General features: G+C 35.1%; 29 protein-coding genes. 9 read left to right on the top strand and 20 right to left on the bottom strand.

Translation table 11 applies throughout. From position 1 onward, the window contains the following. The first annotated feature begins 175 nt into the window (after positions 1 to 175). Genes HCJ45_RS07355 through HCJ45_RS07345 form a run of 3 tightly spaced genes read left to right on the top strand, consistent with a single transcriptional unit; the run spans position 176 to position 2,799 of the window. Positions 176 to 1,075 carry an ATP-binding cassette domain-containing protein gene (locus HCJ45_RS07355; protein ID WP_187124372.1) on the top strand — a complete coding sequence of 300 codons (900 nt, stop codon included), beginning with the start codon at positions 176 to 178 and terminating at the stop codon, positions 1,073 to 1,075. Further along, positions 1,072 to 2,307, top strand: coding sequence for an ABC transporter permease (locus HCJ45_RS07350; protein WP_187124371.1), 1,236 nt, complete (start codon positions 1,072 to 1,074; stop codon positions 2,305 to 2,307). The genes HCJ45_RS07355 and HCJ45_RS07350 overlap by 4 nt, the downstream gene beginning before the upstream one ends. Before the next feature lie 18 nt (positions 2,308 to 2,325). Beyond that, a complete protein-coding gene (locus HCJ45_RS07345; RefSeq protein ID WP_185349015.1) occupies positions 2,326 to 2,799 on the top strand; it encodes a GNAT family N-acetyltransferase in 474 nt (157 codons plus the stop codon). 597 nt (positions 2,800 to 3,396) lie between these two features. Here the strand turns inward: HCJ45_RS07345 and HCJ45_RS07340 are convergent. The 3 genes from HCJ45_RS07340 to HCJ45_RS07330 all read right to left on the bottom strand — a co-directional run bounded on the left by HCJ45_RS07340 (position 3,397) and on the right by HCJ45_RS07330 (position 6,170). Continuing rightward, entirely contained in the window at positions 3,397 to 4,044 is a 648-nt protein-coding gene (locus tag HCJ45_RS07340) for a GntR family transcriptional regulator (RefSeq protein WP_187124370.1), read from the bottom strand. Positions 4,045 to 4,230: 186 nt separating this feature from the next. Further along, on the bottom strand, positions 4,231 to 5,247 hold the full coding sequence (locus HCJ45_RS07335) for a PTS sugar transporter subunit IIC (RefSeq protein ID WP_187124369.1): 1,017 nt from the start codon (positions 5,245 to 5,247) through the stop codon (positions 4,231 to 4,233). A 68-nt stretch (positions 5,248 to 5,315) separates the two neighbouring features. Next, the gene (locus HCJ45_RS07330; RefSeq protein ID WP_187124368.1) at positions 5,316 to 6,170 is read right to left on the bottom strand and encodes a LysR substrate-binding domain-containing protein; all 855 of its coding nucleotides are present in this window, start codon (positions 6,168 to 6,170) and stop codon (positions 5,316 to 5,318) included. 106 nt (positions 6,171 to 6,276) lie between these two features. Between HCJ45_RS07330 and HCJ45_RS07325 the strand changes: the two genes are divergently transcribed. After that, entirely contained in the window at positions 6,277 to 7,284 is a 1,008-nt protein-coding gene (locus tag HCJ45_RS07325) for a YeiH family protein (RefSeq protein WP_185349007.1), read from the top strand. Between the two features lie 54 nt (positions 7,285 to 7,338). Beyond that, positions 7,339 to 7,980 (top strand): DUF1361 domain-containing protein, encoded by a 642-nt coding sequence (locus HCJ45_RS07320; protein ID WP_187124367.1) that lies wholly within the window; start codon positions 7,339 to 7,341, stop codon positions 7,978 to 7,980. 47 nt (positions 7,981 to 8,027) lie between these two features. Here HCJ45_RS07320 and HCJ45_RS07315 read toward each other — a convergent pair whose 3' ends face one another. Further along, positions 8,028 to 8,345, bottom strand: coding sequence for a nucleoside triphosphate pyrophosphohydrolase family protein (locus HCJ45_RS07315; RefSeq protein ID WP_185349003.1), 318 nt, complete (start codon positions 8,343 to 8,345; stop codon positions 8,028 to 8,030). Between the two features lie 198 nt (positions 8,346 to 8,543). Here HCJ45_RS07315 and HCJ45_RS07310 point away from each other — a divergent pair, with 198 nt between their 5' ends. Further along, positions 8,544 to 8,720: a hypothetical protein gene (locus tag HCJ45_RS07310; RefSeq protein WP_187124366.1), complete on the top strand. Its 177-nt coding sequence runs from the start codon at positions 8,544 to 8,546 to the stop codon at positions 8,718 to 8,720. A 55-nt stretch (positions 8,721 to 8,775) separates the two neighbouring features. On the opposite strand, the gene HCJ45_RS07305 is transcribed toward HCJ45_RS07310, so the two are convergent. The 5 genes from HCJ45_RS07305 to HCJ45_RS07285 form a co-directional block, all read right to left on the bottom strand. Continuing rightward, on the bottom strand, positions 8,776 to 9,072 hold the full coding sequence (locus tag HCJ45_RS07305; protein ID WP_185349000.1) for a nucleotide pyrophosphohydrolase: 297 nt from the start codon (positions 9,070 to 9,072) through the stop codon (positions 8,776 to 8,778). 101 nt (positions 9,073 to 9,173) lie between these two features. Then, a complete protein-coding gene (locus HCJ45_RS07300; RefSeq protein WP_185381391.1) occupies positions 9,174 to 9,500 on the bottom strand; it encodes a thioredoxin family protein in 327 nt (108 codons plus the stop codon). After that, the gene (locus tag HCJ45_RS07295; RefSeq protein ID WP_185348996.1) at positions 9,497 to 9,934 is read right to left on the bottom strand and encodes a flavodoxin; all 438 of its coding nucleotides are present in this window, start codon (positions 9,932 to 9,934) and stop codon (positions 9,497 to 9,499) included. Before HCJ45_RS07295 ends, HCJ45_RS07300 begins: the two co-directional genes overlap by 4 nt. Further along, positions 9,931 to 10,980 carry a ribonucleotide-diphosphate reductase subunit beta gene (locus HCJ45_RS07290; RefSeq protein WP_187124365.1) on the bottom strand — a complete coding sequence of 350 codons (1,050 nt, stop codon included), beginning with the start codon at positions 10,978 to 10,980 and terminating at the stop codon, positions 9,931 to 9,933. Before HCJ45_RS07290 ends, HCJ45_RS07295 begins: the two co-directional genes overlap by 4 nt. 54 nt (positions 10,981 to 11,034) lie before the next feature. Next, positions 11,035 to 13,329 (bottom strand): ribonucleoside-diphosphate reductase subunit alpha, encoded by a 2,295-nt coding sequence (locus HCJ45_RS07285; protein ID WP_185348992.1) that lies wholly within the window; start codon positions 13,327 to 13,329, stop codon positions 11,035 to 11,037. A gap of 530 nt (positions 13,330 to 13,859) precedes the next feature. On the opposite strand from HCJ45_RS07285, the gene HCJ45_RS07280 reads away from it, so the two are divergent. Next, positions 13,860 to 14,201, top strand: coding sequence for a YxeA family protein (locus HCJ45_RS07280; protein ID WP_185349035.1), 342 nt, complete (start codon positions 13,860 to 13,862; stop codon positions 14,199 to 14,201). Positions 14,202 to 14,306: 105 nt separating this feature from the next. Here HCJ45_RS07280 and HCJ45_RS07275 read toward each other — a convergent pair whose 3' ends face one another. From HCJ45_RS07275 to HCJ45_RS07230, 10 genes are all read right to left on the bottom strand, one after another. Beyond that, positions 14,307 to 14,492: a CsbD family protein gene (locus HCJ45_RS07275; protein WP_187124364.1), complete on the bottom strand. Its 186-nt coding sequence runs from the start codon at positions 14,490 to 14,492 to the stop codon at positions 14,307 to 14,309. Positions 14,493 to 14,581: 89 nt separating this feature from the next. Continuing rightward, positions 14,582 to 15,631 (bottom strand): Gfo/Idh/MocA family protein, encoded by a 1,050-nt coding sequence (locus HCJ45_RS07270; RefSeq protein WP_187124363.1) that lies wholly within the window; start codon positions 15,629 to 15,631, stop codon positions 14,582 to 14,584. A 22-nt stretch (positions 15,632 to 15,653) separates the two neighbouring features. After that, entirely contained in the window at positions 15,654 to 16,622 is a 969-nt protein-coding gene (locus tag HCJ45_RS07265) for a sugar phosphate isomerase/epimerase family protein (protein WP_185381056.1), read from the bottom strand. Positions 16,623 to 16,624: 2 nt separating this feature from the next. Continuing rightward, on the bottom strand, positions 16,625 to 17,347 hold the full coding sequence (locus HCJ45_RS07260) for a ThuA domain-containing protein (protein WP_185348985.1): 723 nt from the start codon (positions 17,345 to 17,347) through the stop codon (positions 16,625 to 16,627). 1 nt (position 17,348) lies between these two features. Beyond that, positions 17,349 to 18,089: a sugar phosphate isomerase/epimerase family protein gene (locus tag HCJ45_RS07255; RefSeq protein ID WP_187124362.1), complete on the bottom strand. Its 741-nt coding sequence runs from the start codon at positions 18,087 to 18,089 to the stop codon at positions 17,349 to 17,351. A gap of 15 nt (positions 18,090 to 18,104) precedes the next feature. Then, on the bottom strand, positions 18,105 to 19,181 hold the full coding sequence (locus HCJ45_RS07250; protein WP_187124361.1) for a Gfo/Idh/MocA family protein: 1,077 nt from the start codon (positions 19,179 to 19,181) through the stop codon (positions 18,105 to 18,107). 73 nt (positions 19,182 to 19,254) lie between these two features. Beyond that, entirely contained in the window at positions 19,255 to 20,133 is an 879-nt protein-coding gene (gene gadR, locus HCJ45_RS07245) for an acid resistance transcriptional regulator GadR (RefSeq protein WP_187124360.1), read from the bottom strand. Positions 20,134 to 20,203: 70 nt separating this feature from the next. Then, positions 20,204 to 20,899 (bottom strand): cyclic nucleotide-binding domain-containing protein, encoded by a 696-nt coding sequence (locus tag HCJ45_RS07240; protein ID WP_187124359.1) that lies wholly within the window; start codon positions 20,897 to 20,899, stop codon positions 20,204 to 20,206. Positions 20,900 to 21,111: 212 nt separating this feature from the next. After that, complete coding sequence (locus tag HCJ45_RS07235) at positions 21,112 to 21,783, bottom strand: cyclic nucleotide-binding domain-containing protein (protein WP_187124358.1); 672 nt, start codon at positions 21,781 to 21,783, stop codon at positions 21,112 to 21,114. Between the two features lie 57 nt (positions 21,784 to 21,840). Continuing rightward, positions 21,841 to 22,458, bottom strand: coding sequence for an MBL fold metallo-hydrolase (locus HCJ45_RS07230; protein WP_187124357.1), 618 nt, complete (start codon positions 22,456 to 22,458; stop codon positions 21,841 to 21,843). Positions 22,459 to 22,584: 126 nt separating this feature from the next. Here HCJ45_RS07230 and gloA point away from each other — a divergent pair, with 126 nt between their 5' ends. Both gloA and HCJ45_RS07220 read left to right on the top strand, forming a co-directional pair. Then, the gene (gene gloA / locus HCJ45_RS07225) at positions 22,585 to 22,974 is read left to right on the top strand and encodes a lactoylglutathione lyase (RefSeq protein ID WP_187124356.1); all 390 of its coding nucleotides are present in this window, start codon (positions 22,585 to 22,587) and stop codon (positions 22,972 to 22,974) included. Positions 22,975 to 22,989: 15 nt separating this feature from the next. Continuing rightward, positions 22,990 to 23,148 carry a hypothetical protein gene (locus tag HCJ45_RS07220; RefSeq protein ID WP_187124355.1) on the top strand — a complete coding sequence of 53 codons (159 nt, stop codon included), beginning with the start codon at positions 22,990 to 22,992 and terminating at the stop codon, positions 23,146 to 23,148. A gap of 44 nt (positions 23,149 to 23,192) precedes the next feature. Here HCJ45_RS07220 and HCJ45_RS07215 read toward each other — a convergent pair whose 3' ends face one another. Continuing rightward, positions 23,193 to 24,122: a DUF561 domain-containing protein gene (locus HCJ45_RS07215; protein ID WP_187124354.1), complete on the bottom strand. Its 930-nt coding sequence runs from the start codon at positions 24,120 to 24,122 to the stop codon at positions 23,193 to 23,195. Positions 24,123 to 24,128 lie beyond the last annotated feature (6 nt).

Below are 24,128 nucleotides of genomic sequence, written 5' to 3'. Positions count from 1 at the left end.
CAAATAAAAGAAAACGGTTACAACAAGTTATGTCCACTACACTAGACAATTTTTTAGCAGAGTTTGTGAAAAAAATCATTTTCACCCGAAGCAAATTTAAGCTACTTTTAGGAAGACAATAGTAACTTAACAACGTATAATAAGTGGTGGAAAGAAATTAGAAAGGGGTGTTCATGTGACGCTAGAATTACATAATGTAACAAAAAAATTTGCTGATAAAACAGCTGTGAATGACTTGTCTTTTCGAGTGGAAGAAGGAAAAATACTTGGACTTATTGGACAAAATGGCGCCGGCAAAACAACTACTTTCCGACTTATTTTGCATTTTTTAGAAGCAACTTCTGGAAAAATCACTTGGAATGGTCAAGAAGTAAGCAAAATTGACCCTAATATTGTCGGTTATTTGCCGGAAGAACGTGGTTTATATCCTAATGTCACTATTGAGGAGCAACTAATATTTTTTGCGGAATTAAAAGGTTACCCTAAACAAAAAATAAAAAGTGAGATAGATGATTGGCTGGAACGTGCTGAAATTGTTGGTAAAAAGACAGATTTAATTAAGACATTATCCAAAGGAAATCAACAAAAAATCCAGCTGCTAAGTACCATTATCCATCAACCGAAGCTAGTTATTTTAGATGAGCCTTTTAGTGGTCTTGACCCTGTAAATGCAGAAATTTTGAAAAAGTTTGTTTTCGATTTACGGGCTTCTGGAGCAGCTATTATCTTCTCTAGCCATCGTATGGAAAACGTAGAGGAGCTATGTGACTCTCTTTTAATGTTAAAAAAAGGCAGTACGGTTCTTCAAGGAACTACTGAATCAGTTAAGTCCGCGTTTGGTCGTAAACGTATTTTCATTGAATCGCACCATACAAAAGAACAACTTGCGGCACTACCAGGAGTACTTCATATTGAAACCCAACGTGACGGCGTTTTCCAACTAGAAATTGAAAAGGAATCCGATGCAGAGAAAATTTTTGAATATGTTACAAAAGATGGGTTCATTCAAACATTTAGCCTTCAAGCCCCTACATTAGAAGAAATCTTTAAGTGGAAAGCTGGTGAATTCAAATGAGTAAATTTGGCGTAATCACCAAGCAAGTTTATAAACGTCGGGTAAAAACAAAATCATTTTTGATTTCCCTTTTATTTCCAGTTTTAATTGCCATACTAATTGCTGGGATACCAAAAATGGTGGAATATTTTGATTCTACTAGTGATATTACTACGATTGCCGTTTTAACAGCTAACCCTATTTACGAAAAAGCACTAACCAAAGATGATACTCATTTTAAAGTGAAATCAGCCATCACAGATAAAGAAACAGCTCAAAAATCTCTAAAAAAGGGAGATATTGATGGTTTTGTTACAATAACCGAAAAAAATGACACAGTAAGTGCCGTTTATACCACAGAAGAAACTGCTGGACAAGATACCATTACACGATTAACAGATGATCTTACTGCTACCAAAGTTGCCGAAAAAGCAGCTAAATATAAAATTACAAACAATCAACTAAATCAGATCACTTCTCCCGTTTCAGTTACCAATGATTTAGAAGCAAGTAATCAATTAACAAACCATGAAAAAGATGTAATGAGTGCTGCTGTATTAATTTTAACGCTCGTTATCTTTATTTTCGTTATGAGTTACGCAAATATTGTTGCCTCTGAAATAGCTACTGAAAAAGGTACACGAATTATGGAAGTTATTTTATCTAGCGTCTCGGCAACAACACATTTATTTGCTAAATTAACCGCTATTATTCTAATGCTCTTAACTCAAATTGGTTTTTATGTCGTTTGTGGAGCAATTGTCTTGATTGCTGGTAAAAATACAGATATGGTTCAAAATATACTCGATCAATTAGCTGTTTTTCCTGCTTATTATCTTGTATTAAATCTACTTTTTGTCATTTTAGGATTGCTTTTATATATTTTAATTGCAGCAATGATTGGCTCAATGGTACCAAATGTAGAAACCGTTGCGCAGTTCATATATCCAATGACGATTCTAGCAATTATTGGCTACTGGGGTTCTATCGCAGCAGCTAATGCACCTGATAATTTACTAGTAATTATCGGTTCCTATATCCCAACGTTTTCACCAATGATGATGCTAGCCCGGATGGACCTCTTATCCGTTTCCACACTTGGTATCTTTAGTTCACTAGCGATTCTTACATTAAGTGTAGTCGGGGCTTTCTTCCTTACTGTGCGCCTTTACCAAGGAAATGTATTACTCTACTCCAATGATGGCTTATGGAAAACTTGGAAAACCTCTCTATCTTACGCAAAAAGAAAATAAAGAAAGTTGGTATATATTATGCAAATTAGATTATCCGTTCGTGAAGATGCAGCATCTATGATAGAATTAGAACATTTAGTATGGACTCCTGGAACAACTCCTGGGAACGTTCATTTTGACAGCGAAGCAGAATTTTTACTTAAAAGCCCTCCTGGTTCCAAAGTGGTTGTTGTTAAAGAGGATAAAGTAATTGGAATTCTTGGTTATAAATCGCCTATTCCACTTCCTTCCAATAAACATGTAGTAGAACTTGATATTGCTGTGCATCCTGATTATCAACGCGAAGGCATTGGACAATTACTAATGGATAAAATGAAAGAGATTGCTCGTGAAAATGGCTATCTCAAAATTTCCTTGCGTGTGTTATCTATTAATCAACGCGCCATCCGTTTTTATGAAAAGAATGGTTTTAAACAAGAAGGACGGCTTGAAAAAGAATTTATTATTGAAGGTAATTTTGTCGATGATATTTTAATGGCTTATTTTCTCTGACTAAAGACCCTATTTCATTTCTTAACCTATGACTTTATAATCATTTTTTATATAAAGCGTTTACAATTTTGAATAACGGCTATATATAGAATACAACGAACAAAAAAGGTGATGCTAATGACAAAAACTTGGTGTACAAGCTGATTTTTTTCTCAGCTTTGTCATATGCCGGCAAAACGTCTGGTGAAGGATTTTAGTGTCAGCAGCTAAAGTTAGCTTACAGGAGGAAGGCGAGGAGTATACGCCGCGTCAAGGACTTAACTAACTTGGTTGCAGGAGAACGGAATTTCGTTACGTCGCCCATTTATCAATATTTTTAGCCTCACTACGTTGGTAAATAAGCGAATAAAGTATCGTTTCATTAATGGCCACTATTTGAACAAGTTCGGACGCTCATTTATTCGTAAGTTGAATATCTTGAGAAGGAAGAGTTAAAAAAATGGTCTACTTGTTCGAAAATGCCTCACCGTTTTCCGAATGTTGTATGTTTGTTCAGAAACATCCAGACATGGTCCGGCCCATCAGATGAGTGGCAAGACAAGCTCATCCGAAAAGAAAAACCCTGTGTGACGAAAGTTGTCATACAGGGTTTTTCGATTACGAAAATAAAATTGAAATATTTTTATCGTAAAATTTTTGGATTACTAAGTGACATGCTTCAAACTCTTTTGCCTCTAAATGAGTAACTAATTCTTCTAATGATTTGGTAATATCCATTTTAAATTCGTCGAAAAACAGCTTCTCATTATTTTCTTTCATTTTTTGCAGGAGTACTGTGAAAGTATCAATATTTCTCTCCATCGTAGGCATTTCTGTGTAGTGAATCATACAAGCATAAAAATTTTTGACATGACTTATAAACACATCTGCATCTTGATCAGCTACAGCTAGTTTTATATAGATTAATTCCCTACGAAGACAGGTGGCACAAATTTCTACATCCTTATCTTGTAATTTCTGTACAGCATAGTTAAGATGAAAAAAAGCTAACTTTAATCGAGATTTCTCGCGATGCTCTGTTTCATTTTTAGTAGTTACTGAAAAACTTTTGCCTCCGTTTTCCTCACATATCATACCACTTTTATGTAAACAATGAAGAGCACCAAAAGCCACGTGTTTGCTGACTTGAAATCGTTTCATAATGTCGTCTATATTCACTTTTTCGCCATTTTCCAAAGTGTTAGTCATTATTTCATTCTTGATTTCTCCATAAATTGGATCTGCAACAAATCCACTTTTTTCCATAATTTAAACCTCTTTAATATTTATTGCTTACAAGGATATATTTTACACGAAAAGAATACTTTTTGATATGATATTTCAGAAAAAAATTATGTACATTTTGTTACAATGACACATTTTCAAACAGCTAATTTAGTCTTTTATTGTAACAAAAAAGCAGAACTAAATTGTCCTACTTTTCCGTTTTATTTACTGTAATTCAATAGTTAAATCTCCTGTTTTCAATCGTTCTTTTTTGATTAATATTGGTCTGACAATAAGTGCAATAACACCTGGCAAGACAACTGCAACCAAAATAAAAGCAGCTAATGTGCTGAATCCATAATTTGCTATTAAATAAAGTGGTGCAACAAACGCACATAATCCGAGTCCAGCTACTTCACTAGATGCTTGAATATGGAAAACCATCACTCCAAGCGGTCCGGCGACTATTGTTGTTAATAATGGTACTAACATAAGACTCGGCTTTCTAATAATATTTGGTGTTTGTAGTTTTGGTGTACATATAAGTTGTGCAAAAAATGCTCCCCAGTTATTGTCTCGATAGCTTAACACTGCAAAAGATACAAATTGAACGGAACAACCAATTAATGCCGCTGCACTTGCTGTTGGGTCTAATTGAAGTGCAATTGCGAGAGCCGCAGATGATGCTGGGCTTAGAATAAGTAATCCAAAAACAAAAGCGATCACCATGGATGAAATCAGCGGGGAACCACCAATTAAAGTGCTAATTCCTAGACTAACAGAATCTAAAATCGGCGCCATTATCTTCGCAAATAAAATACCACTTAGTCCACCAGCGAGAAGTGATACGCCTGGAATCAAAATCATATCAAACTTAGTCTTCCCTGTAATGCGTTTCCCAGTCCAAACAGCTACAATTACAGCTAAAATAGCTCCAACTGGTTCTCCGCTAGTAATTGCAACGCCACCACCAGACAATGTTGCTATAGCTCCTCCACCAATTACAGCAGATGCAGCCGCACTTATCGTTACAAGTGTATTAGCATACAAGCACATTGCAATACCCACGCCTATGCCAGGAATTAACATCGTTTTTCCAATCGCACCAATCGTCACCAGAAATGAGATTCCAGTCATCTGGCCGATAGTTTGTAACAGAAGCCCAATACCAAGCGTTACAAGAACGGCATTTGCTATTCCCATAGACGCTTTATAGGAACGATCTATAAAATAATCTTTCATTGCCTCTCCCTTTCTAAAATGTATTCTTTTTTATTGTAATCACAACGCCTCTAAAAAGCTAGTTTTATTTACTGATTCTCCCGTAAAAAAGCTAAAAATGTTTCTGCAATTCGATTTTCCAAAGTTTGTTTGTTTTTAAGTACAGAAAGTTTGCGCATCATTGTTTTATCTTCATTAAAAGTACGTAATTTCCCTTGCCTTATTTCAGCTTCTACCACACTTTTGGAGATAATGGTATATCCTAGCCCTTCAAGAACCATTTGTTTAACGGCCATATTGCTCCACGCTACAACTCGCTCTGCTATATTCCAGCCGTTTGTACTAATAATATGATCTAAATATTCCCGTGTTCCTGAACCTTCTTCTCGAGCAATCCATGTTGTGCCTTTTTGAATTGCTTCCATTTCCCCAGTTGCTGGGCCAACAATACACATTTCATCATCTAAAAACGCACTTATTTCAAGGTCTTTTTTATTTATTTGTCCTTCTATTATTCCAATATCCACTTGGAGTATTTCTACTTTATCAGCAATTTTTGCAGTGTTTTCAATAATTAATTCTAATGTTATATCTGGGTATTTTGCATGGAATTTAGCAATCATCGCTGGTAAGTAATATTCCCCAACAGTAAAACTAGCGCCAATTCGCAATCTCCCTTTTAAATGATGATGGTATAAACTGATTTCATCCTCAACCTGTCTATATAAACCTTCTAATTGTTTCGCACGGTGGTATAGCATTTCTCCCGTTGCCGTTAAAACAAATTTTTTAGCTTGTCGATAAATTAATTCCGTATCGTACCGCTCTTCTAATTTCTTTAACTGCAAAGACACTGCTGGTTGAGATATATGTAATTCCTCAGATGCTTTCGTAAAACTCTTTAATTCTACCACTCTAATATAGGTTCTTAGCGCCTCATCCATATTCAACACCTCCATAAATTTTACTTATCAATAATATAATTAATATAAATTTTACTAATAAAAAAGGAAATGGTAAAGTAAAAGCATAAAAGAAAGGAGGAACAGTATGAATCCATCATTATTTCGCCTGAAAACCTTTTGGTATGGTATAGCACTCACTTTTTGTATCGCTGGACTATCGTATTTTCTAGCTAAATTGCCATTTTTAATGATTCTTGGACAACTTGTAACAGCTATTTTAATCGGGATTATTATTCGTGCTCTCATTCCAATACCAGAAAAATGGTTTACGGGTATTCAATTTTCCAATAAAGTTATTCTTCGGGCTGGAATCATTTTACTTGGTTTCCGATTGAATTTAGTGGATATTTACCATGCTGGATGGCGTGTATTTCTTATTGCAGCGCTATGCCTTAGTTTTGGGATTACCATCGTTTATTTTTTAGCTAAATTATTTGGAGTAGATAAAAAACTAGCTATTTTAGTTGCTTGTGGAACTGGGATTTGCGGGGCAGCAGCGGTTGTGGCTATTTCTCCTCAAGTAAAAGCAGATAATAATCAAACGGCAGTCGCTGCAACGATTATTGCTTTACTAGGAACTATTTTCACTATCATTTACACACTTATCTACCCAATTTTACCGCTTGGTCCTAATGGTTATGGGATTTTTGCAGGTGCTACACTTCATGAAATAGCCCATGTTATCGCTGCAGCAGATCCTGGTGGTACTTCAGCGGTTGATATGGCAGTTATTGTAAAACTGACTCGTGTGGCATTACTTGTTCCAGTTTGTTTTGTTGTTGCAAAGATGGTTAATGTTGGTACAAAAAATCGTTTTTCTTGGGCAGAACTTCCGGTACCTTGGTTTATTTTTGGTTTTTTAGCAACAAGTGCCATTAATAGTTTTGGTATCATTCCATCAACTGTAACTGATTTCCTTGTTGTCTGTGCTTATTTCTTAATTGCTATGGCTATGGGAGGACTTGGTTTAAACGTCCACCTGCCTTCTTTTGGAAAAATGGGCGCTAAACCTTTTGCCGCTGCATTGGTTGGTTCTATTTTACTTTCTGCATTTGGTTTATCTTTAGTACTTTTGTTTCATTTAGCAAGTTAAGTTTCACCCAGGAACTCCATTTATGATACAATAGCTAGCACGAGGTGAGCATTCATGAAAAAAGCAATATGGATTTGCCGAGCTTTTTTAGTTAGTTATTTTCTTATACTGTATTTTACAGCAGATACTTATACGTTTTTGATATTAAACGTTGGGCTTGCTTATATCCCTTTTGAAATAGCTGTATTTCTTACAAAAAAACCTCGTGTTTGGTGGATTTTTTGGCCACTTGCACTTGTTTGGCTGGTATTTTTTCCGAATTCCCCTTATCTTTTAACTGATTTGTTACATTTACAACGATTAGAAATTTATAGTGCAGATGGAATTATATCCACTGCTCCTTGGTTATGGCGCCATTTCACTTATATTATCGTTGGTGTTTTCTTTGGTCTATTTATTGGATTTTGGTCATTTGCAAAAATGCTTGCTGAAATTAGAAGACGGTTCAACTGGACTAGTAGCCTTAGCTATCAACTACTTTTAATTAGCTTAATATTATTATCTAGTTATGCTATTTATATTGGCCGATTTTCGCGGTTGCACTCTATCCATTTACTTACTCAACCCATTGAATCACTGCAAATTATGTTTGGTGTTTTCCACTGGCCATTCTGGAATTTTGTATTCTATTTCTCTATTATTCAATATGTCATTTTTATACTATTTAGTAGATTTTCTAGCTCACTAAAAAATTAAAAACGTTTGTATTGTAGGAAAATTCTTCTTACATACAAACGTTTTTTTTAATCGATATGGAGTTTACTTCGCTCTGTGGAAAAGCCTTGTGGATAGCGTCGTTTTAATTTTTCAATATTTAGTTCTGCCACTGTCTCCATACTAATATCCGCCCACTTCGCAATTTGTGATACATACCAAAGTACATCGCCAAGTTCTTTTGTTAAAGCTTCTTTATTCAAATCATGTCCGTGAAAAGCATATTTTTTAATCAAATCGGCAACTTCACCGGCCTCTCCTGCAATCCCAAGTCCGTAATTCGTCAGTGCCTGTTCATGTGTTGCTGCAGTCCTGTTTGCTAAAATTTGATATTCTTTAAAATCCATATGTTTTCCTCCTTGCTTCTCTTCCTATCTTACTATAACAGATAATTTTTTTCGTTTGCAGTCTTGACTATTTTCTTTTTATGCGAACCTATGCTCTATCAATAACTTTCATCTTTAAAATTTTTTTATTTTTAAAGTCTTATTTTTTCCTGTTAATTCCTTTATAATAGAGATAAGATTTCTGAAAGGAGTTTATATATGAAATTAGCTGGCTTAGTAATATTTCTTGTTGGTCTGATTGGCTTTGGTGTTTCCTTTAGCATATCCGGACTTATCGGCTTTGGTGTTTGTATTATTTCCCTTATTCTAATAATCACAGGAATTTTTACAATGATTCGTTCCAAAAAACGCCGTAAACGTTCCTATTCTTTCTAACTAATAAGCTACTTTATCTTTGAAGGTAAAGTAGCTTTATTTTTTGCTTTTAAATTTACTTTGACCAAGTTCTTGTACGATTTTCGGCTAATTTTAACTGAATAATTTCCTCTGCATCTGCTCCTAAACTCTCCGCAATTTGCAAAGCATAAATCATCACGTCTGCCACTTCTTTCAGTATTTCTTCCCGATTTTCCTTCACTGCTATTTCATCGGTTTTCCATTGAAAGCATTCGAGCAATTCTGCTGCTTCTAGTGATAATGATAACGCAAGATCTTTTGGATGATTATACTGATCTAACCAATTACGTTCTTTCAGAAACATAGTGATTTCATCTTGTAATTCTTTCAAAATTTTAGCTCCTTACATAAAACAAATTTGTGAATAATTGCGCAATAAAGCGCAAAAATAAGCGACAAATCCCTATAGATAGGACCTGTCACTTATTGTGATTATGCATTAAGAGAAATAGCTTCTTCAATTTTATTTGGAGGAATAAATCCATTTAAACGGTGGATTTCTTCGCCGCCTTTGTATAATACTAGTGTAGGTGTTTGTTGTACATCACGATCAAAAAAGAAATTTTCACCCATTTCTTCTAATTTTACTTTTAATACTTTCACTTTATTCGCGATTTCAGAATTTTTGAATTCAGCAAAAGAAAGGTCAAGCATTTTACAATTAGGACAATTGTCTTTCCAATAATCTACATATACTAATTCTTCTCCATTAATATGAGCTGCAAACTCTTCAGCTGATTTAATTTCAATACTTGTCATTTAATTCCACTCCTTATTGTTAAAATTTCCTTGACCCAATTATTTATATCAGCCACATCTTGTTCAGTGTGTGGCATTTGTTCTATTTTTAAAGTTGGATAATTTGTTCCAAAGTATTTTGCCATTCGGTCAACGGCTCCGCAATAAAAATCCATACCCCATTGTGTTTCCCCAGTGCCAAAAATGGCTACATTCTTGGGCTTAACGGCTAATTCCGCGATAAAATCTTTCATATCTGGCGGCGTTCTTCCGTAGTCGACTGTCCATGCCCCCAACACGTACAAGTCAAAATCTTCTTCAAGCGGATACTCGGCTAGAGGCGATACGCGAAAGGACACAACATCATGTCCTTCGCTTTGTAAAATCGCTTCAATTTCATCAGCCACCATTTTTGTATTACCACTTAAAGAATCATAGGCTAACAGAATTCTCATAGATCGTCGAATCCGTTATCCAAATTCGTTTTTTTATAGCTTGAATTGCGCATTTCAAAAAAGTCGGTTTTTGTTTCTGTAAAATTATCTGCATAAGCTTTAATCCATGTCATTGTATTATCACTATGTCCTGGATAAAGTTCTGGAATACCAAGCATTCCTAACATTTTGTTGGCACGGTATTTCACGTAGTCAACCATTTCTTCCACATCAATACCTTCAATACCTTGTAAAACTTCTTCAGACCATTCTGTTTCCAGTTCTACAGCGTGACGGAAAGCTTTGTGTGTATATTCCACTAGCTCTTCTGTTTGTAATTCTGGGTTTTCGCCAAGGATTGCCCGGATTACTTCTGAAATAAACTTGGAATGTGCTAGTTCATCACGATTGATAAAGCTAATGATTTTCCCAGTTCCAGTCATTTTATTTTGACGAACAAGGTTGTAGAAGTATGCAAAACCACTATAGAAATTAATTCCTTCTAAAATAGAAGATTGAATTAATGCTTTTACAAGTGTTTCCCCTGTTTTATTATTCATAAAGTCATCGTATGCTTCCATGATTGGTTCGTTACGTTTAATAATTGTTGGATGTGTTCTCGCAAGTTCAAATACGCGATTTTGTTCTTGTAAATTTGTGATAGAAGCAAGTACATAAGAGTAACTTTCATTATGGATTACTTCTTGTTGAGCGATAATTGCTGCATTTGCATGGACAGCTGGATCAGTAATATATTCCGCAATATTATAGATAAAACGTGTTTGCGGAGAATCTAGTGTTGCGAGCAAGCCAATAATCGCATCAAACGCATATTTTTCTTGTTCTGATAGAGCGGGATATTGCTTTGCATCACTTTTCATATCTACTTCATCTGGAATCCAGTAGTTAGTAGAAAGTTCTTTATAAGCACGGTAGAAAGATGGATAAGGGATATCATTCCAATTCAAAATCCCACTAGTTTCTCCGTTTATAATGGAAGTAGAACGATTAGGAAATAAAGGTTCTAAAATTTTAATACGTGTAAGTTGTTCTTTTTGGTCAGCCATTTTGGCAAGCCCTCCCTTTTATTTTATGTTATTTCTACATGTTTTAGAGATTTATCAGCTAGAGCACCATTCGCACTCTTCCACATCAATATCATTTGAGCGAACATAGTATGTCGTTTTTAGCCCTTCATTCCAAGCTGTCATATGAAGTTCAAGTAGTTTACTTGCTTTGATACCACTTGGTACATAGAAGTTAAAGCTTAATGATTGGTCTACGTGACGTTGACGACGACCATTTTGACGAACACTTGCAAATTGGTCTACTTTGTAAGCACCTTTTTCATAGTATGGGTATGTGCTTAGATTTAAGTCTGGTGCAATAACTGGACGACGGTAGTCTTTTTTCTCTTCATAGTAGAATGCACTATAAATCGGGTCGATAGATGCAGTTGAACCAGCAATTTGTGCCGTACTCATATTTGGTGCTACAGCTACAAGATACGCATTTCGCAAACCTTTTTCTGCTACTTCTTTTGCTAATTCTTGCCATTCAGGTGAATTATAATTACGACGTGCAAAGTATTCTCCTGTGTTCCAGTCGCTTCCTTTGAAGACTTTATAGGCACCTTTTTCTTGAGCTAGTTTGTTACTAGCGCGAATAGCTAAGTAATTAATTTGTTCATATAATTCATCAGCATATTTTTCTGCCTCTTCGGAATCCCAAGCGATGTTTTTTAGTGCTAATAGATGATGCCATCCAAATGTTCCAAGTCCAATCGAACGATATTTTTGGTTGGTAATTGTCGCTTGTGGTACTGGTAGTTCATTTAAGTCGATAACATTATCTAACATCCGTACTTCTACTTCAATCAAGCGTTCTAAAGTACCTTCTTCTTCCGCCACCACTGCACGACCTAAGTTAACAGAAGATAAGTTACATACAACAAAATCTCCGGCTTGTTTTGTGATAACAATTTGATCACCTGAAATAATTTCTTGAATCATTTTTGTCGGGCTCATATTTTGCATGATTTCGGTACATAAATTGCTGGAGTATACCATACCTTCATGTTTATTTGGGTTCATCCGGTTTACTTCATCACGATAAAACATAAATGGATTTCCGGTTTCTAGCTGACTCATCATTACACGTTTCATAATATCAATTGCTTTAACAATTTTTTTGCTGATTGTTTCGTCAGCAACTAATTCATCGTATTTTTCGCGGAAAGTACCTTCTCCTTTTGATTCATCATAGAAGTCTTGTAAGTACCAGCCTTTTTTCGCTTTTACTTCATGTGGATCGAATAAATACCATTCTCCGCGACGCTCTACTGCTTCCATAAAAATATCTGGAATACAAACTGCAGTAAATACATCATGTGCGCGTAAACGTTGGTCGCCGTTGTTTAAGCGTAAATCTAGGAAAGATTCAATGTCCTTATGGAAAACGTCTAGATATACAGCAATTGCTCCTTTACGTTGTCCCAGTTGATCGACACTGACTGCGGTATTGTTTAGCTGTTTAATCCATGGAATAACGCCACCACTTGCGCCTTTTACACCACGAATAGCTGCTCCTGTTGAACGAACATAACCAAGATATGCGCCAACTCCACCGCCGTGCTTAGAAACTCTAGCAACATCTGTATTACTATCATAAATTCCTTGTAAACTATCATCCACTGTATCAATAAAGCAACTAGATAATTGTCCGCCAACTTTTCCTGCATTTGCAAGTGTTGGTGTTGCAACAGTCATATAAAGATTGCTTAAAGCCCAGTAAGCTTCTCCAACTAAATTCATACGTTTTTCTTTTGGTTCATTTTGCATTAAGTAAAGCGCAATTGTCAGCCAACGTTCTTGTGGCAATTCATAGACATTACGTTCAGAATCCGTTGCTAAATAACGAGTAGCTAACAAATATAAACCATTGTAAGTAAATAATTTATCTTTTTCAGGATCAATTAATTTTCCTGCTTCAATTAATTCTTCTTTAGAATAGTTCTTTAAGATATTTCCGGAATAAATACCGCGTTCTCCCAGACTTTCTTGAAGCCCTACATAAGAACCATATTTATCATCATCATTATAAAAACGATTTTTACTTGCTTTTTTATATAATTTATTTAAATAAAGACGTGCTGCAAAATGTTCCCATTCAGGAATATGGATATCTGTACGTGCTTCCGCTTCTCGAATTAAGTAATCCACTAATTCATCTGCTGCATAATCTTCTTTTTTCTCTACAAAATTAAAAACTTTCCGTTTGTAATCTTCTAAATCAAGTTTTGGAAATTCTTCATGGATTTTCTCTAAATAGCCATCCAATCGGCTTTTGTCAAAAGGTAGCTTTCTGTTTCCCCCGTCTTTTACTATGTAAGTTGTCATTTGCAATCCCCATTTCATCCTTTTTTCCTCGTTGTAAAAATATCTGATTCATTTTTGCGCTTTTATTCGTCCTGTGAACAAGTAAGCCTATTCTGTGGAGCAAAAAAATTAACTTTTAAAGGAGCAAATTCCCCTCAATAAAAGTTAAAAGGCGATGAAGCAATATTTCGCTTTCGATACTATATATAGTATAACTTTTTGATTGTGAATGCAAGATATTGTGCTTTGGTTTTAATGATGAAAACTCGAAAAAGATGATAACAACAAGGTTTTTAGCAAATAAAAAAATTTTTCATTACTTTATCATGTGTTTTTTCGCACATTTCTAATTTTAAAAAGCTACTACTTATAGTGGTTATTTTTTTCTTTTGACCTATATTTAGTAGCTCCAATTTCACTTTTTTTATCTTCACAATCTTATAAGTTACTTTCTTAAACCTTTCTGACAAAAATGTAAGGTTGAGAGTAGATTTTGTTAGTTAATGAACAGGATAAAGTTATTTTTTCATTGTAAACTAAATGTAATATAAGAAAGCAGGTGAAGAATGATGTTTACTAAAAAAAAGATATCCATTATATTAGCTACTATTCTTCTAGCTATCTGCGCTGTTTGGGAATATGCTATACCTTCAGATGCAGCTGTCAAACCCTACTACCTCAAAGTAGCTACAACTGGAAAACCAGTTAAAATAAATCAATTCAAAGGTTATAAGTATGCAACGAATGTTTATGATGATACAGGAAAACAAAAGAAACTAACATTTTACTCTGAAAAGCAGTTAACAAAAGATTCGCAGTTCAAATTATTAATCAGCGAAAATAAAATGGTAGTTAATTATAAAAAAATCAAAAATATGCCAAATAAAATGAATTACTTAGCCGAAAAATAAAAAACAGCTTGTACTAACGCTCTTTTTAAGGATAGCAAAACGTTTTTGCATATCAGTTATTAAAAAGCGGATGTGAATTTTACTTCACATCCGCTTTATCTGTACTTACTCAGATAATTTCTTTTTAGCATCGCCGGCTTTGTCTTCTACTTCACCTTTAGCTTTTTGTGCCTTACCTTCGACTTGTTTTCCTTTGTCATCTGTTGCTTTACCATATTGATCTTTTGCGTCGCCTACCAGTTTGTCTTTAAGTCCTTTTGCTTTGTCTTTGATACCATTGTCTTCACTCATTGAAATAACCCTCCTAATTAGATTGTATTCAATAGAAGAAAACATCTTCATAGTATTGTTTTCCACAAAGCCAAAAGCTAAAACATCTTTTAAATGGAATGGACGGTTTTATTTGATTCGGCAGCTTGGAAAATAGCTTCAATTAATTTTAAAACTTGATAAACTTGTTCATTTTGGACGATTGGTTCGCTCTCATTATTTAATACTTGAACAAAATTATCATAAAAACTCATAGCTAATTGGCCAGGAGCAATTAATGGTAAAGTCTCGGTTGCTTCTTCGCTTGGAGGTGCCATTGTTTTTGTTAGACCTTGTCCTGCTTGTATTGGGGTGGGTTCCGATAATTTAGCAAGTGCAGTCGGTTTAACGATACTACCACTTAAATCCCAATCATGGATAATTCCAGTTCCCTCTGTTCCTTTGACATACCAACGTGGTAATTTTATGAAATTAGTCGTTCCCACTTCAATTTGTGCAGTAATTCCATTTTCAAAAGTAATAAAAGATACAAAACCATCATCGACTTCATCACCAAGCGCATAGCTTAAATTAGCAGAGACGGATTTCACATTACTATCAACTAAGAATAATAATTGATCAAGTAAATGAACACCCCAATCAAGAACCATTCCGCCGCCATGTGCTTTTAAATGACGCCAATCCCCAGGAATACCATTTGCCCCGTGTACCCGCGATTCTAAGTGGAACATTTCACCAATCGTTTTTTGTTCAAACATCTCTTTGATAATAAGAAAGTCTTCATCCCAACGCCTATTTTGATGGACCATAAAATGTTTATTTACTTTTTTTGATACATCCATAATTGCTAATAAATCTTCACTTATCATCGTAACGGGTTTTTCGCAAACGACATGTTTTCCTGCTTCGAGTGCGCGAATAGCCAGTTCTTTATGACTATCATTTGGTGTTGCAATAAGGACAGCATCCACATTTTCATCTACTAAAACAGCTTCATAACTCTCATAGATTTTTAAACCTTTTTGCGCGGCAGCTTCCCGTTTTTCTTTGAGAATGTCGAATACACCATGAACTTCTAAATTATCAGCTGCAGATGCAAGAGTTACATGGTAGCTTCCCATTCCGCCGTAACCAACAATTACTAATTGATATTTTTTCATTCTAAGACATCCTTTCTTATCGTTAAGCCCACCACATATCTAGTGGTTTATCTTTAATTAAAATAGATTGTAAATTTGTAACGGCACGATCAAATCCTTCATCAATGGACATCAATGGGTCTTCATGTTCAATGCTAACTACGTAATCGTAGCCATATGTTCTCAGTGCACTCATAATATCTGACCATTCAGTTAAACTATGACCACAACCAACTGAACGGAATGTCCAACTTCTCGTTTGAACATCGCCATACGGTTGCATATCAGTTAAACCATACATATTAATGTTATCTTGATCTAAATACGTATCTTTTGCGTGGAAATGATGGATTGCTCCGGCTTTTCCTAAAATTTTAATAGCGCCAACTGGATCAATTCCTTGCCACCATAAATGACTAGGATCTAAATTAACTCCAATAGCATCATTTGTTTCTTCACGTAGTTTTAAAATGGTATATGGTGTATGGCATAAGAATCCGCCATGTAATTCAATACCAATTTTAACGCCAGAAGCCGCTGCTAGTTCGCCAATTTCTTTCCAATAAGGAATTAGTTTTGTTTCCCATTGCCAAGTTTTAATATCGCTATAAACAGTCGGCCATGGAATAACCGGCCAATTTGGCGCTTTGGCATCTTCACTATCTCCAGCTGTTCCAGAAAATGTATTAACAACCGGAACATTCATTAAAGAAGCTAATTTAATTGATTTACGCAAAATTTCATCCGACGCAGCTGCTTCTTCTTTATTTGGTGAAATCGGATTATCATGACAACTAAAGGCACTAATAGTTAATCCTCGACTAGTAAATTTTTCTAAATATTCCTTGCGAGCGGTTTCGCTTTCCAAAAGTTCATCTGTTGGACAGTGATGGTTTCCCGGATTTCCACCCGTCCCAATTTCCACTGCATCAAGTCCTGCTGCTTTTACTTTATCTAACATTTCTTCTAATGATAAATTAGCAAATAATGGTGTAAAAACGCCTAATTTCATTTTTATTTCCTCCCTATTTTTTCAAGTGGTTGATGATTTCCATATGCCGGATATGTTTTTCTACCTTCTGCGCACCACTGGACTCCGTTAATAATTACTTGTTGGATTTCCGGATGGTGATAGGTTGGGTAGGATTCATGTCCTGGTTGGAAGTAAAAAATCCGCCCATTTCCTCTTTTGTACGTAATGCCACTTCGGAAAACTTCGCCGCCTTCGAACCAACCTAAGAAAATTAATTCATCCGGTGTTGGAATATCAAAATGCTCACCATACATTTCTTCTTCATCTAATTCGATAAACTCGTTAATTCCTTGAGCAATTGGATGTGTTGGGTCAACTACCCAGAGTCGCTCTCTTTCATTTGCTTCCCGCCATTTTAAATCACAGCTGGTACCCATTAATCGCATAAAGATTTTGGACATATGCCCGGAATGTAGTACAACAAGGCCCATCCCTTCTAAAACACGCTTTTGCACACGATCAACAATCTTATCTTCTACACGATCATGACCCATGTGCCCCCACCAAATCAAGACATCGGTATGCGCTAATACTTCTTCTGTAAGACCATGTTCTGGTTCTTCTAGGGTAGCTGTCTTCGCATCAAATCCAGCTTTTTCTAGAAAACTAGCAATTTGTCCATGAATTCCATCTGGATAGATTGCAAGCACTGAGTCATCCTCTTTTTCATGTAAAAATTCATTCCATACTGTCACACGAGTCATATTACTTCTCCTCCAATAAATTCGCTAAATACGTATACCCTTTGGAAACACTTGTTAGTGGATCTTCCTCAAATGCTTCTTGCTCGATAATTAGCCATTTTGTCCCGGAGTCAAGAGCCGTCTTCACGTAGCCAGAAATATCAAGAATACCTTCACCGATAATAGTACTTTCTTTGTTCGTTCTCGATTTATCTTTAATATGAATTAGCGGCACCCGGTTAGAATATTTTTTAATAAAAGGAATAACTCCAACTCCTGCATACTCTAACCAATAAGTGTCTAATTCCGCAAACATTTCAGGTGTATTTTCCAGTAACTGTTCTAAAATGATGTCATTATCCCATTGTTCTAATTCATGAGCATGATTATGATAGCCAAATCGCATTCCAACTTGTTGGATATTTTGAGTAATTTTGCGAAGTTCACTACTAAATTCAAGCCATTCTTTTTTCGTTTCAAAGTCTGCATACGGACAAATAATATGTTGATTACCTAATTCTTGTTCAAATAGGATCACATTTTCTAAATCTGTTTCAAGCTTTTCTTTACTAATATGCGAACCTGCCACTTCTAGTCCAAGTGCTGCTAATTTTGCTTTAATTTCACTTGCAGATTTCCCGTAATAGCCAGCAAACTCCACACCGTCATATCCCATTTCAGCCACTTTTTCAAGTGTTCCAAAAAAATCATCTTCACAAGCTTCTTTTACACTCCACAACTGTAAAGCTATTTTTGCTTTCATAAAGGTACTTCCCCCTTAATTAAAATAAACTGGTTTTCCGGTTTTAGCTGATTCATAAATTGCTTCTAAAATTTGTGTTACTACAAGTGCTTGAGCTGGTTTTACGACTGGTTCAGTATTATTTAAGATAGCATCCAACCATTGCTCAGCTTCAATTAATGCTGGATCATCTCCTTCACCATCATAAAAATCTACACCATCCGCATCCAATTGAATTTTCTTTTCATACATTTGACTATACGCTTCTCCATTTATCCGCAAGCCATCTTCCATATCTGCGCCGCCTTCTGTTCCGCTAAGAGATGTCCTTGCTTCACCTACATCTAGTGTGTTTAACGCCCAACTTGCTTCTAACACAATAGTTGCCCCATTTTCCATAGTAATAAAGCCAAATGCAGAGTCTTCTACTGTGAATTTTTTTGGATCCCATGAACCCCAAGCATTCGCAGCATTTTCTTTTTCAGAAAGTTTATGATAACTATTTCCTACAACATATTTTGGTTTGTAATTGTCCATCATCCAAAGTGTTAAATCAAGTGCATGGGTACCAATATCAATAAGAGGTCCGCCGCCTTGTGCTTCTTCATCTAAGAAAACGCCCCATGTTGGTACTGCACGACGACGAATTGCTTTGGCTTTCGCATAATAAATATCGCCAAGTTCCTTATTTTCGCAAATCTGATGTAGGTAGTTTGAGTCTTTACGGAATCTATTTTGATAGCCAATGGTTAGTTTTTTGCCAGTGCGCTCTGCTGCTTTAATCATATTTCTCGCTTCTTCTGTTGTTTTTGCCATTGGTTTTTCACACATTACATGTTTACCTGCTTCCAATGCAGCAATCGAAATTTCCGCATGAGAAATATTTGGTGTACAAACATGAATTACATCAATGGATTTATCTTGGAGTAAGTCTTGATAATTTGTGTATACGCTTGCATTTGTTCCGCCAAAAACTTCGGCTGCTGCTTCGGCTTTTTCTAATACGATATCGCAAAAAGCAACCATTTCTGCTTTCTCAGCTTTTAATAAACTTGGCATATGTTTCCCGTTTGCAATGCCTCCACAACCAATAATTCCAACTTTCAATGACATATAAAAAACCTCCAATAGTTTTGATAGTTACATCATACAAAACTACTGAAGGTATTTCTTCCTGTTTTATTGCCTAATTATTCCCGTATATTGCTTTTCTATATTTTAATGGCGCTACTCCCATCGCTCGTTTAAAGGCATGATGGAATGTCTTAACACTACTAAATCCCGCTAGTTCTGCCACTTCTGTTACTGGAAATGCCTCATTTAATAACATCCACTTGGCTTTATTCAAACGGTAATCATTTAAAAAAGTAACAAAAGTCATTCCGGTATTTCTTTTGAAAAATTTTGTAAAATAATAGGTACTAAACCCAGTATGATCAGCCATTTCTTGCAAACTAATAGGGCCTTGATAATGTTTTTCCACATAAGAGAAAATCTGCTCTAATTTATGTAAGGTTTCTTGTGATTTAAGAACAGCTTGCTCAGAAATCACGCTATCAGGCTGTGTTTTTATTTGTGGAATTTCACGGTAAATAAGTACAATGATAGATAGCAAATCTGCTTTCAAAATATAGTGTTTCCCTGGCTTATTAGTGTTAGATTCCGTATGTATTTCCATAATTAACGATTGCATTTTTGTTATCACTTCTTCTGGCCACTCTCTACTCAAATGAGCCATTTCCGCCAACATTTCACGAAGGGTTTTTCCTGCAATATCCATTTGCATCTCTTCTTGAAATAAACTTAAATCAAACTGAATAACAATTCGTTCACTATTTGGAGAAGCTAAAAAATAGTGTACATCTCCTCCATTAATAACTTGAATTTCACCTTCTTTTAGCTGAATTGGCATATCATTAATTCCTAAATTCAAGCTACCTTTGAGTGCATAAATAATCTCGATTTCTTTGTGCCAGTGCGGATAAACAAGAACCTCACCTTCATTGATGAATGACCGAAACGGAAAAGCTTTATTTAATTCAGGAATTTCCAAGTAATCACTCATTATAAATCTCCTCTTTTTTCTTTATTTTAGCATAAAAAAGAAGACAGCCGTTAGACTATCCTCTTAAAGTTTATAAAATCAAAGAATCATAAGGAATTTCGTTAAATAATTTTTCAACGTTTATAACGATGGGAATTTTCGTATTAAGTAAATATCCTTCTTTTTTTAATTCGCTCATAGTGAGACATAGGTATTCTCTTGTTATTCCCATAAACTTAGATAAAAATGTCGTTGATAATTCTGATGGAATTTGTATATTCGTTCCATTAGAAATTCCATATTCGTAGCCAACTGCGGCGATAACATGTTTAACACGATCTTTCACTTTAAGCGTATTAAGCAAACAGCGACGTTGCAACATTATAATTTCTTTTTTTGATTGATACAACATAAACTCTTCACTACTAACATGTTTGTCAACCATAAAAACGAAAAAATCTCTATCAACTGCTGTAATAACACTGGTGCTTGGGGATAATAGTTTAGCACCCATCCCGCGTTTTAACTCAGGAGAAATAAACGATGAAAAATTACACATATCGCCATGTTTTAATAATTGATTATAACCTATATTATCATCAATTTGTGTCCCTTTCATAATGATTCCTATTTCAACAAAATAAATATCTGTTACAAAGTCTACATCAAACAATTCATTTTTTGAAAGTTTAATACTCATACTGTGCTTTGCAAAATCACTAGACTTCTTACAAAAATGAAGTGGATTAACTAAAATTTCATGTTGCCTTTTTTCTAATGTATTCAAAATAAATTCCTCCTCTAAAGTATAATATCATAAATAAAAATTACCTTAGAGTCGTCATTTATAAATTCATCTAACATTTCAATCAAGAAAAAAGGATTTTCCTACCAATTTATGGAAAAAATATAAATTTATAGGTTAAATTTAGATAAATAAGTATTTTTTGTGACAATTTCTTTAGGTGTTTATTACTTTAATTGGGAGATTTTCCTACTTTATAAATCATCTATTTTTTTAATTACCCATGGCTTATGGCTATCATCTAGTATTCCTGCTTTGCGTAATTTTAAGACAGTCATATTAGTGTACTCTCGGGTTGTATTTGCATATTGAGCTAAAATAAAATTATTAATTTCCTCAGGCAAAATATATTCTTTCTCTTTGGTCACTCGCCCTAGGTATAAACCCATCTCTTTCAAACAAGCCCGAATCCGTGCTTCTTTTTTCATAAAAGTTCGCTTACTCGCTTTAAAATAAACTTTTCTCGTATAAAGTAAATTCGCTAGTAAATATAGTGATTTCTGATTGGTTTCGTCCAAAATACGTTCAACAAAATCAGAATCAAGTACCCAGCAATGTACTTTAGTCAAAGTACGCAAAATAGAGTCTTCTGGTTCTTCTTTAATAAGTGGTACTAAATTAACTGCGACTTCATCCCCAACAAAGCTAATAATTCCAGAATCCCCATTATCATTTTGGAGGCAGTATGCAAAATAACCACTCTCAACTAAATAAATTTTGAAATTTTTGGAGTCGTTTAATTTAATTTCTTGTCCTTTGGGAATTATTTCTTGATAACAATATTTATAAAAGTCCTCACTCTTTTTAAGTAGCTGTAACAATGATTTTGTTGTTGCTTCTTTGAAAATTTCTTCATCTGAACGCATTTTTAACACCTCTCATTTATTTGCAAAAAAATGACAGAATAACGCTTCTGCCATTTTTTAATTGAAGTATGGGTTTGTTTCTTTTTCATGACCAATAGTTGTTACTTCTCCGTGTCCTGAATAAGCTAACAAGTCATCTGGGAGAACGAATAATTCTTTTTTAATGCTATTAATTAAAGTATCAAAGTCACCTGTATGCAAGTCAGTACGTCCGATACTCCCTCTAAATAAAGCGTCACCCACAATAACAAAGTCGTCAAAAATAAAACTTAAACTCCCAATAGAATGACCTGGTGTTGGTACCACTTTAAAGTGAAAGTCTTCTATATTATATTCCCCAAGTTTAAATTCATATTCTGCCGGCTCAGCAATGATTTGTTTTCCAGCGATATGAGCAGATAGATTTAATTCTGGGTTGGAAAGCCATGCTTGTTCTTTTGGACTAACATAAACCGGAATGGAATAAGCCGCCCTTATTTCTTCCAAGGCACCAATATGATCATAATGACAATGCGTTAACAAAACCGCTATTGGTGTTACTTGAAGTTTTGCAATTTCTGCTTTAATTTTACTAGCTTCTGCGCCCGGGTCAATTATTAAAGCAACATTATCTTGATAAATAATATAACAATTTTCTTGGATTTCGCCAGTCATAATTCGTTTAATTTCCGTCATCTTATTTCCACCTTTCTGCACACACTCATTATACCGAAATTACCGTGTTACTTCAATATACCTTATTTGAATTCATTCCTCTGATATACTACAATGGAGAAAGAAATTTAAAAGGAGGAAGAGCAAATGACTGCTAAAATGTTACATACTTGTATTCGAGTGAAAAACTTGACTGAATCAATTACTTTTTATGAAAAAGCACTAGGTTTAAAGGAAGTCCGCCGAAAAGATTTTCCGGATTTTGAATTCACACTTGTTTATATGGCTTTTGAAGAGGGTGGCTTTGAATTAGAATTAACATATAATTATGACCAACAAGACGCTTATGATTTAGGAAATGGTTACGGTCATCTTGCTGTAGGGGTGCCAAATGTCCGCGCCTTACTAAAAGAACATCAAGAAGCTGGCTACACAGTGACTGACTTAAAAGGACTTCCTGGTGAAGATCCATTTTATTATTTTTTAACAGACCCAGATGGTTATAAAACAGAAATTATTCAAGATGGCGCACTATAGAACTGGAGATTTTTAATGGTAAAATATTTAATTATTATTGTCATCGCACTAGCAATTAATGGACTTAGTTTTCTTTTCCATAATGATATTGCCAATCTAATTGCGGTAATTATCACAGCATTATTGCTGATTTATTTGATGCTTGATTTAACTAAAATGTATCGACGCAAATAAAAAAAGCCAGAAAATCATGTTTAACTGATTTTCTGGCTTTTATTTTATTGAATAACTAAATTACTTGCTACTTTTTTAGATTCTTCCATCAAGCTTTCGATAATATCTTTTGTTGAGCGAATCTCTGTTAACATTCCACAAATTTGACCGGCCATCACAGAACCATTTTCTACATCGCCTTCATGAACTGCTTTTCTAAGCGAACCAAGTGTGAGTTCCTCTAATTTATCTCTAGAAGCATTTTCATTTTCTAGCTCCACATATTTTTTAATCATTGGGTTTTTAATACTTCTAACTGGAGCACCATTGCGTCGACCTGTCACGGTTGTATCCGTATCACTCGCGTCAAGAACAGCTTGTTTAAAGCTTGCTGGTACCGGGCATTCTTCTGCAACAAGGAAAAGTGTACCAATTTGCACACCACTTGCACCTAGCGCATAAACGGCTGCCATTCCGTGTCCATCAGCAATTCCGCCTGCTGCAATAACAGGAATATTCACTGCTTCCACCACTTGACGAACCAATGCCATTGTTGTCGTTTCACCAACATGTCCGCCTGCTTCCGTGCCTTCTGCTACGACTGCATCTACACCAATTTCTTCCATTTTTTTTGCGATTTTTACTGATGGAATTACAACAATTACTTTAATACCCGCTGCTTTTAGTTTCGGCATAAAAGGTTTTGGCGTGCCGGCACCTGTTGTAACAACACGAACACCTTCCTCAATAATTACATCAACAAGTTCTGGGCAATTAGGCATCATTAGCATAATATTTACTGCAAATGGCTTTGATGTTTTTTCTTTACATAATCGAATTTGTTCCCGTAACGCATCAGCGGACATACCACCAGATGCGATAATTCCTAGACCTCCCGCATTTGATACAGCTGAAGCTAATTCATAAGTAGCAATTTGAGCCATTGCCCCTTGTAAAATTGGATATTTAATTTCTAGCATTGTTGTTAAATTCATTTTCTT

The sequence above is a fragment of the Listeria immobilis genome (genome assembly GCF_014322845.1).
Lineage (GTDB): Bacteria > Bacillota > Bacilli > Lactobacillales > Listeriaceae > Listeria > Listeria immobilis.
This window is presented reverse-complemented; position numbering and strand designations above follow the sequence as displayed.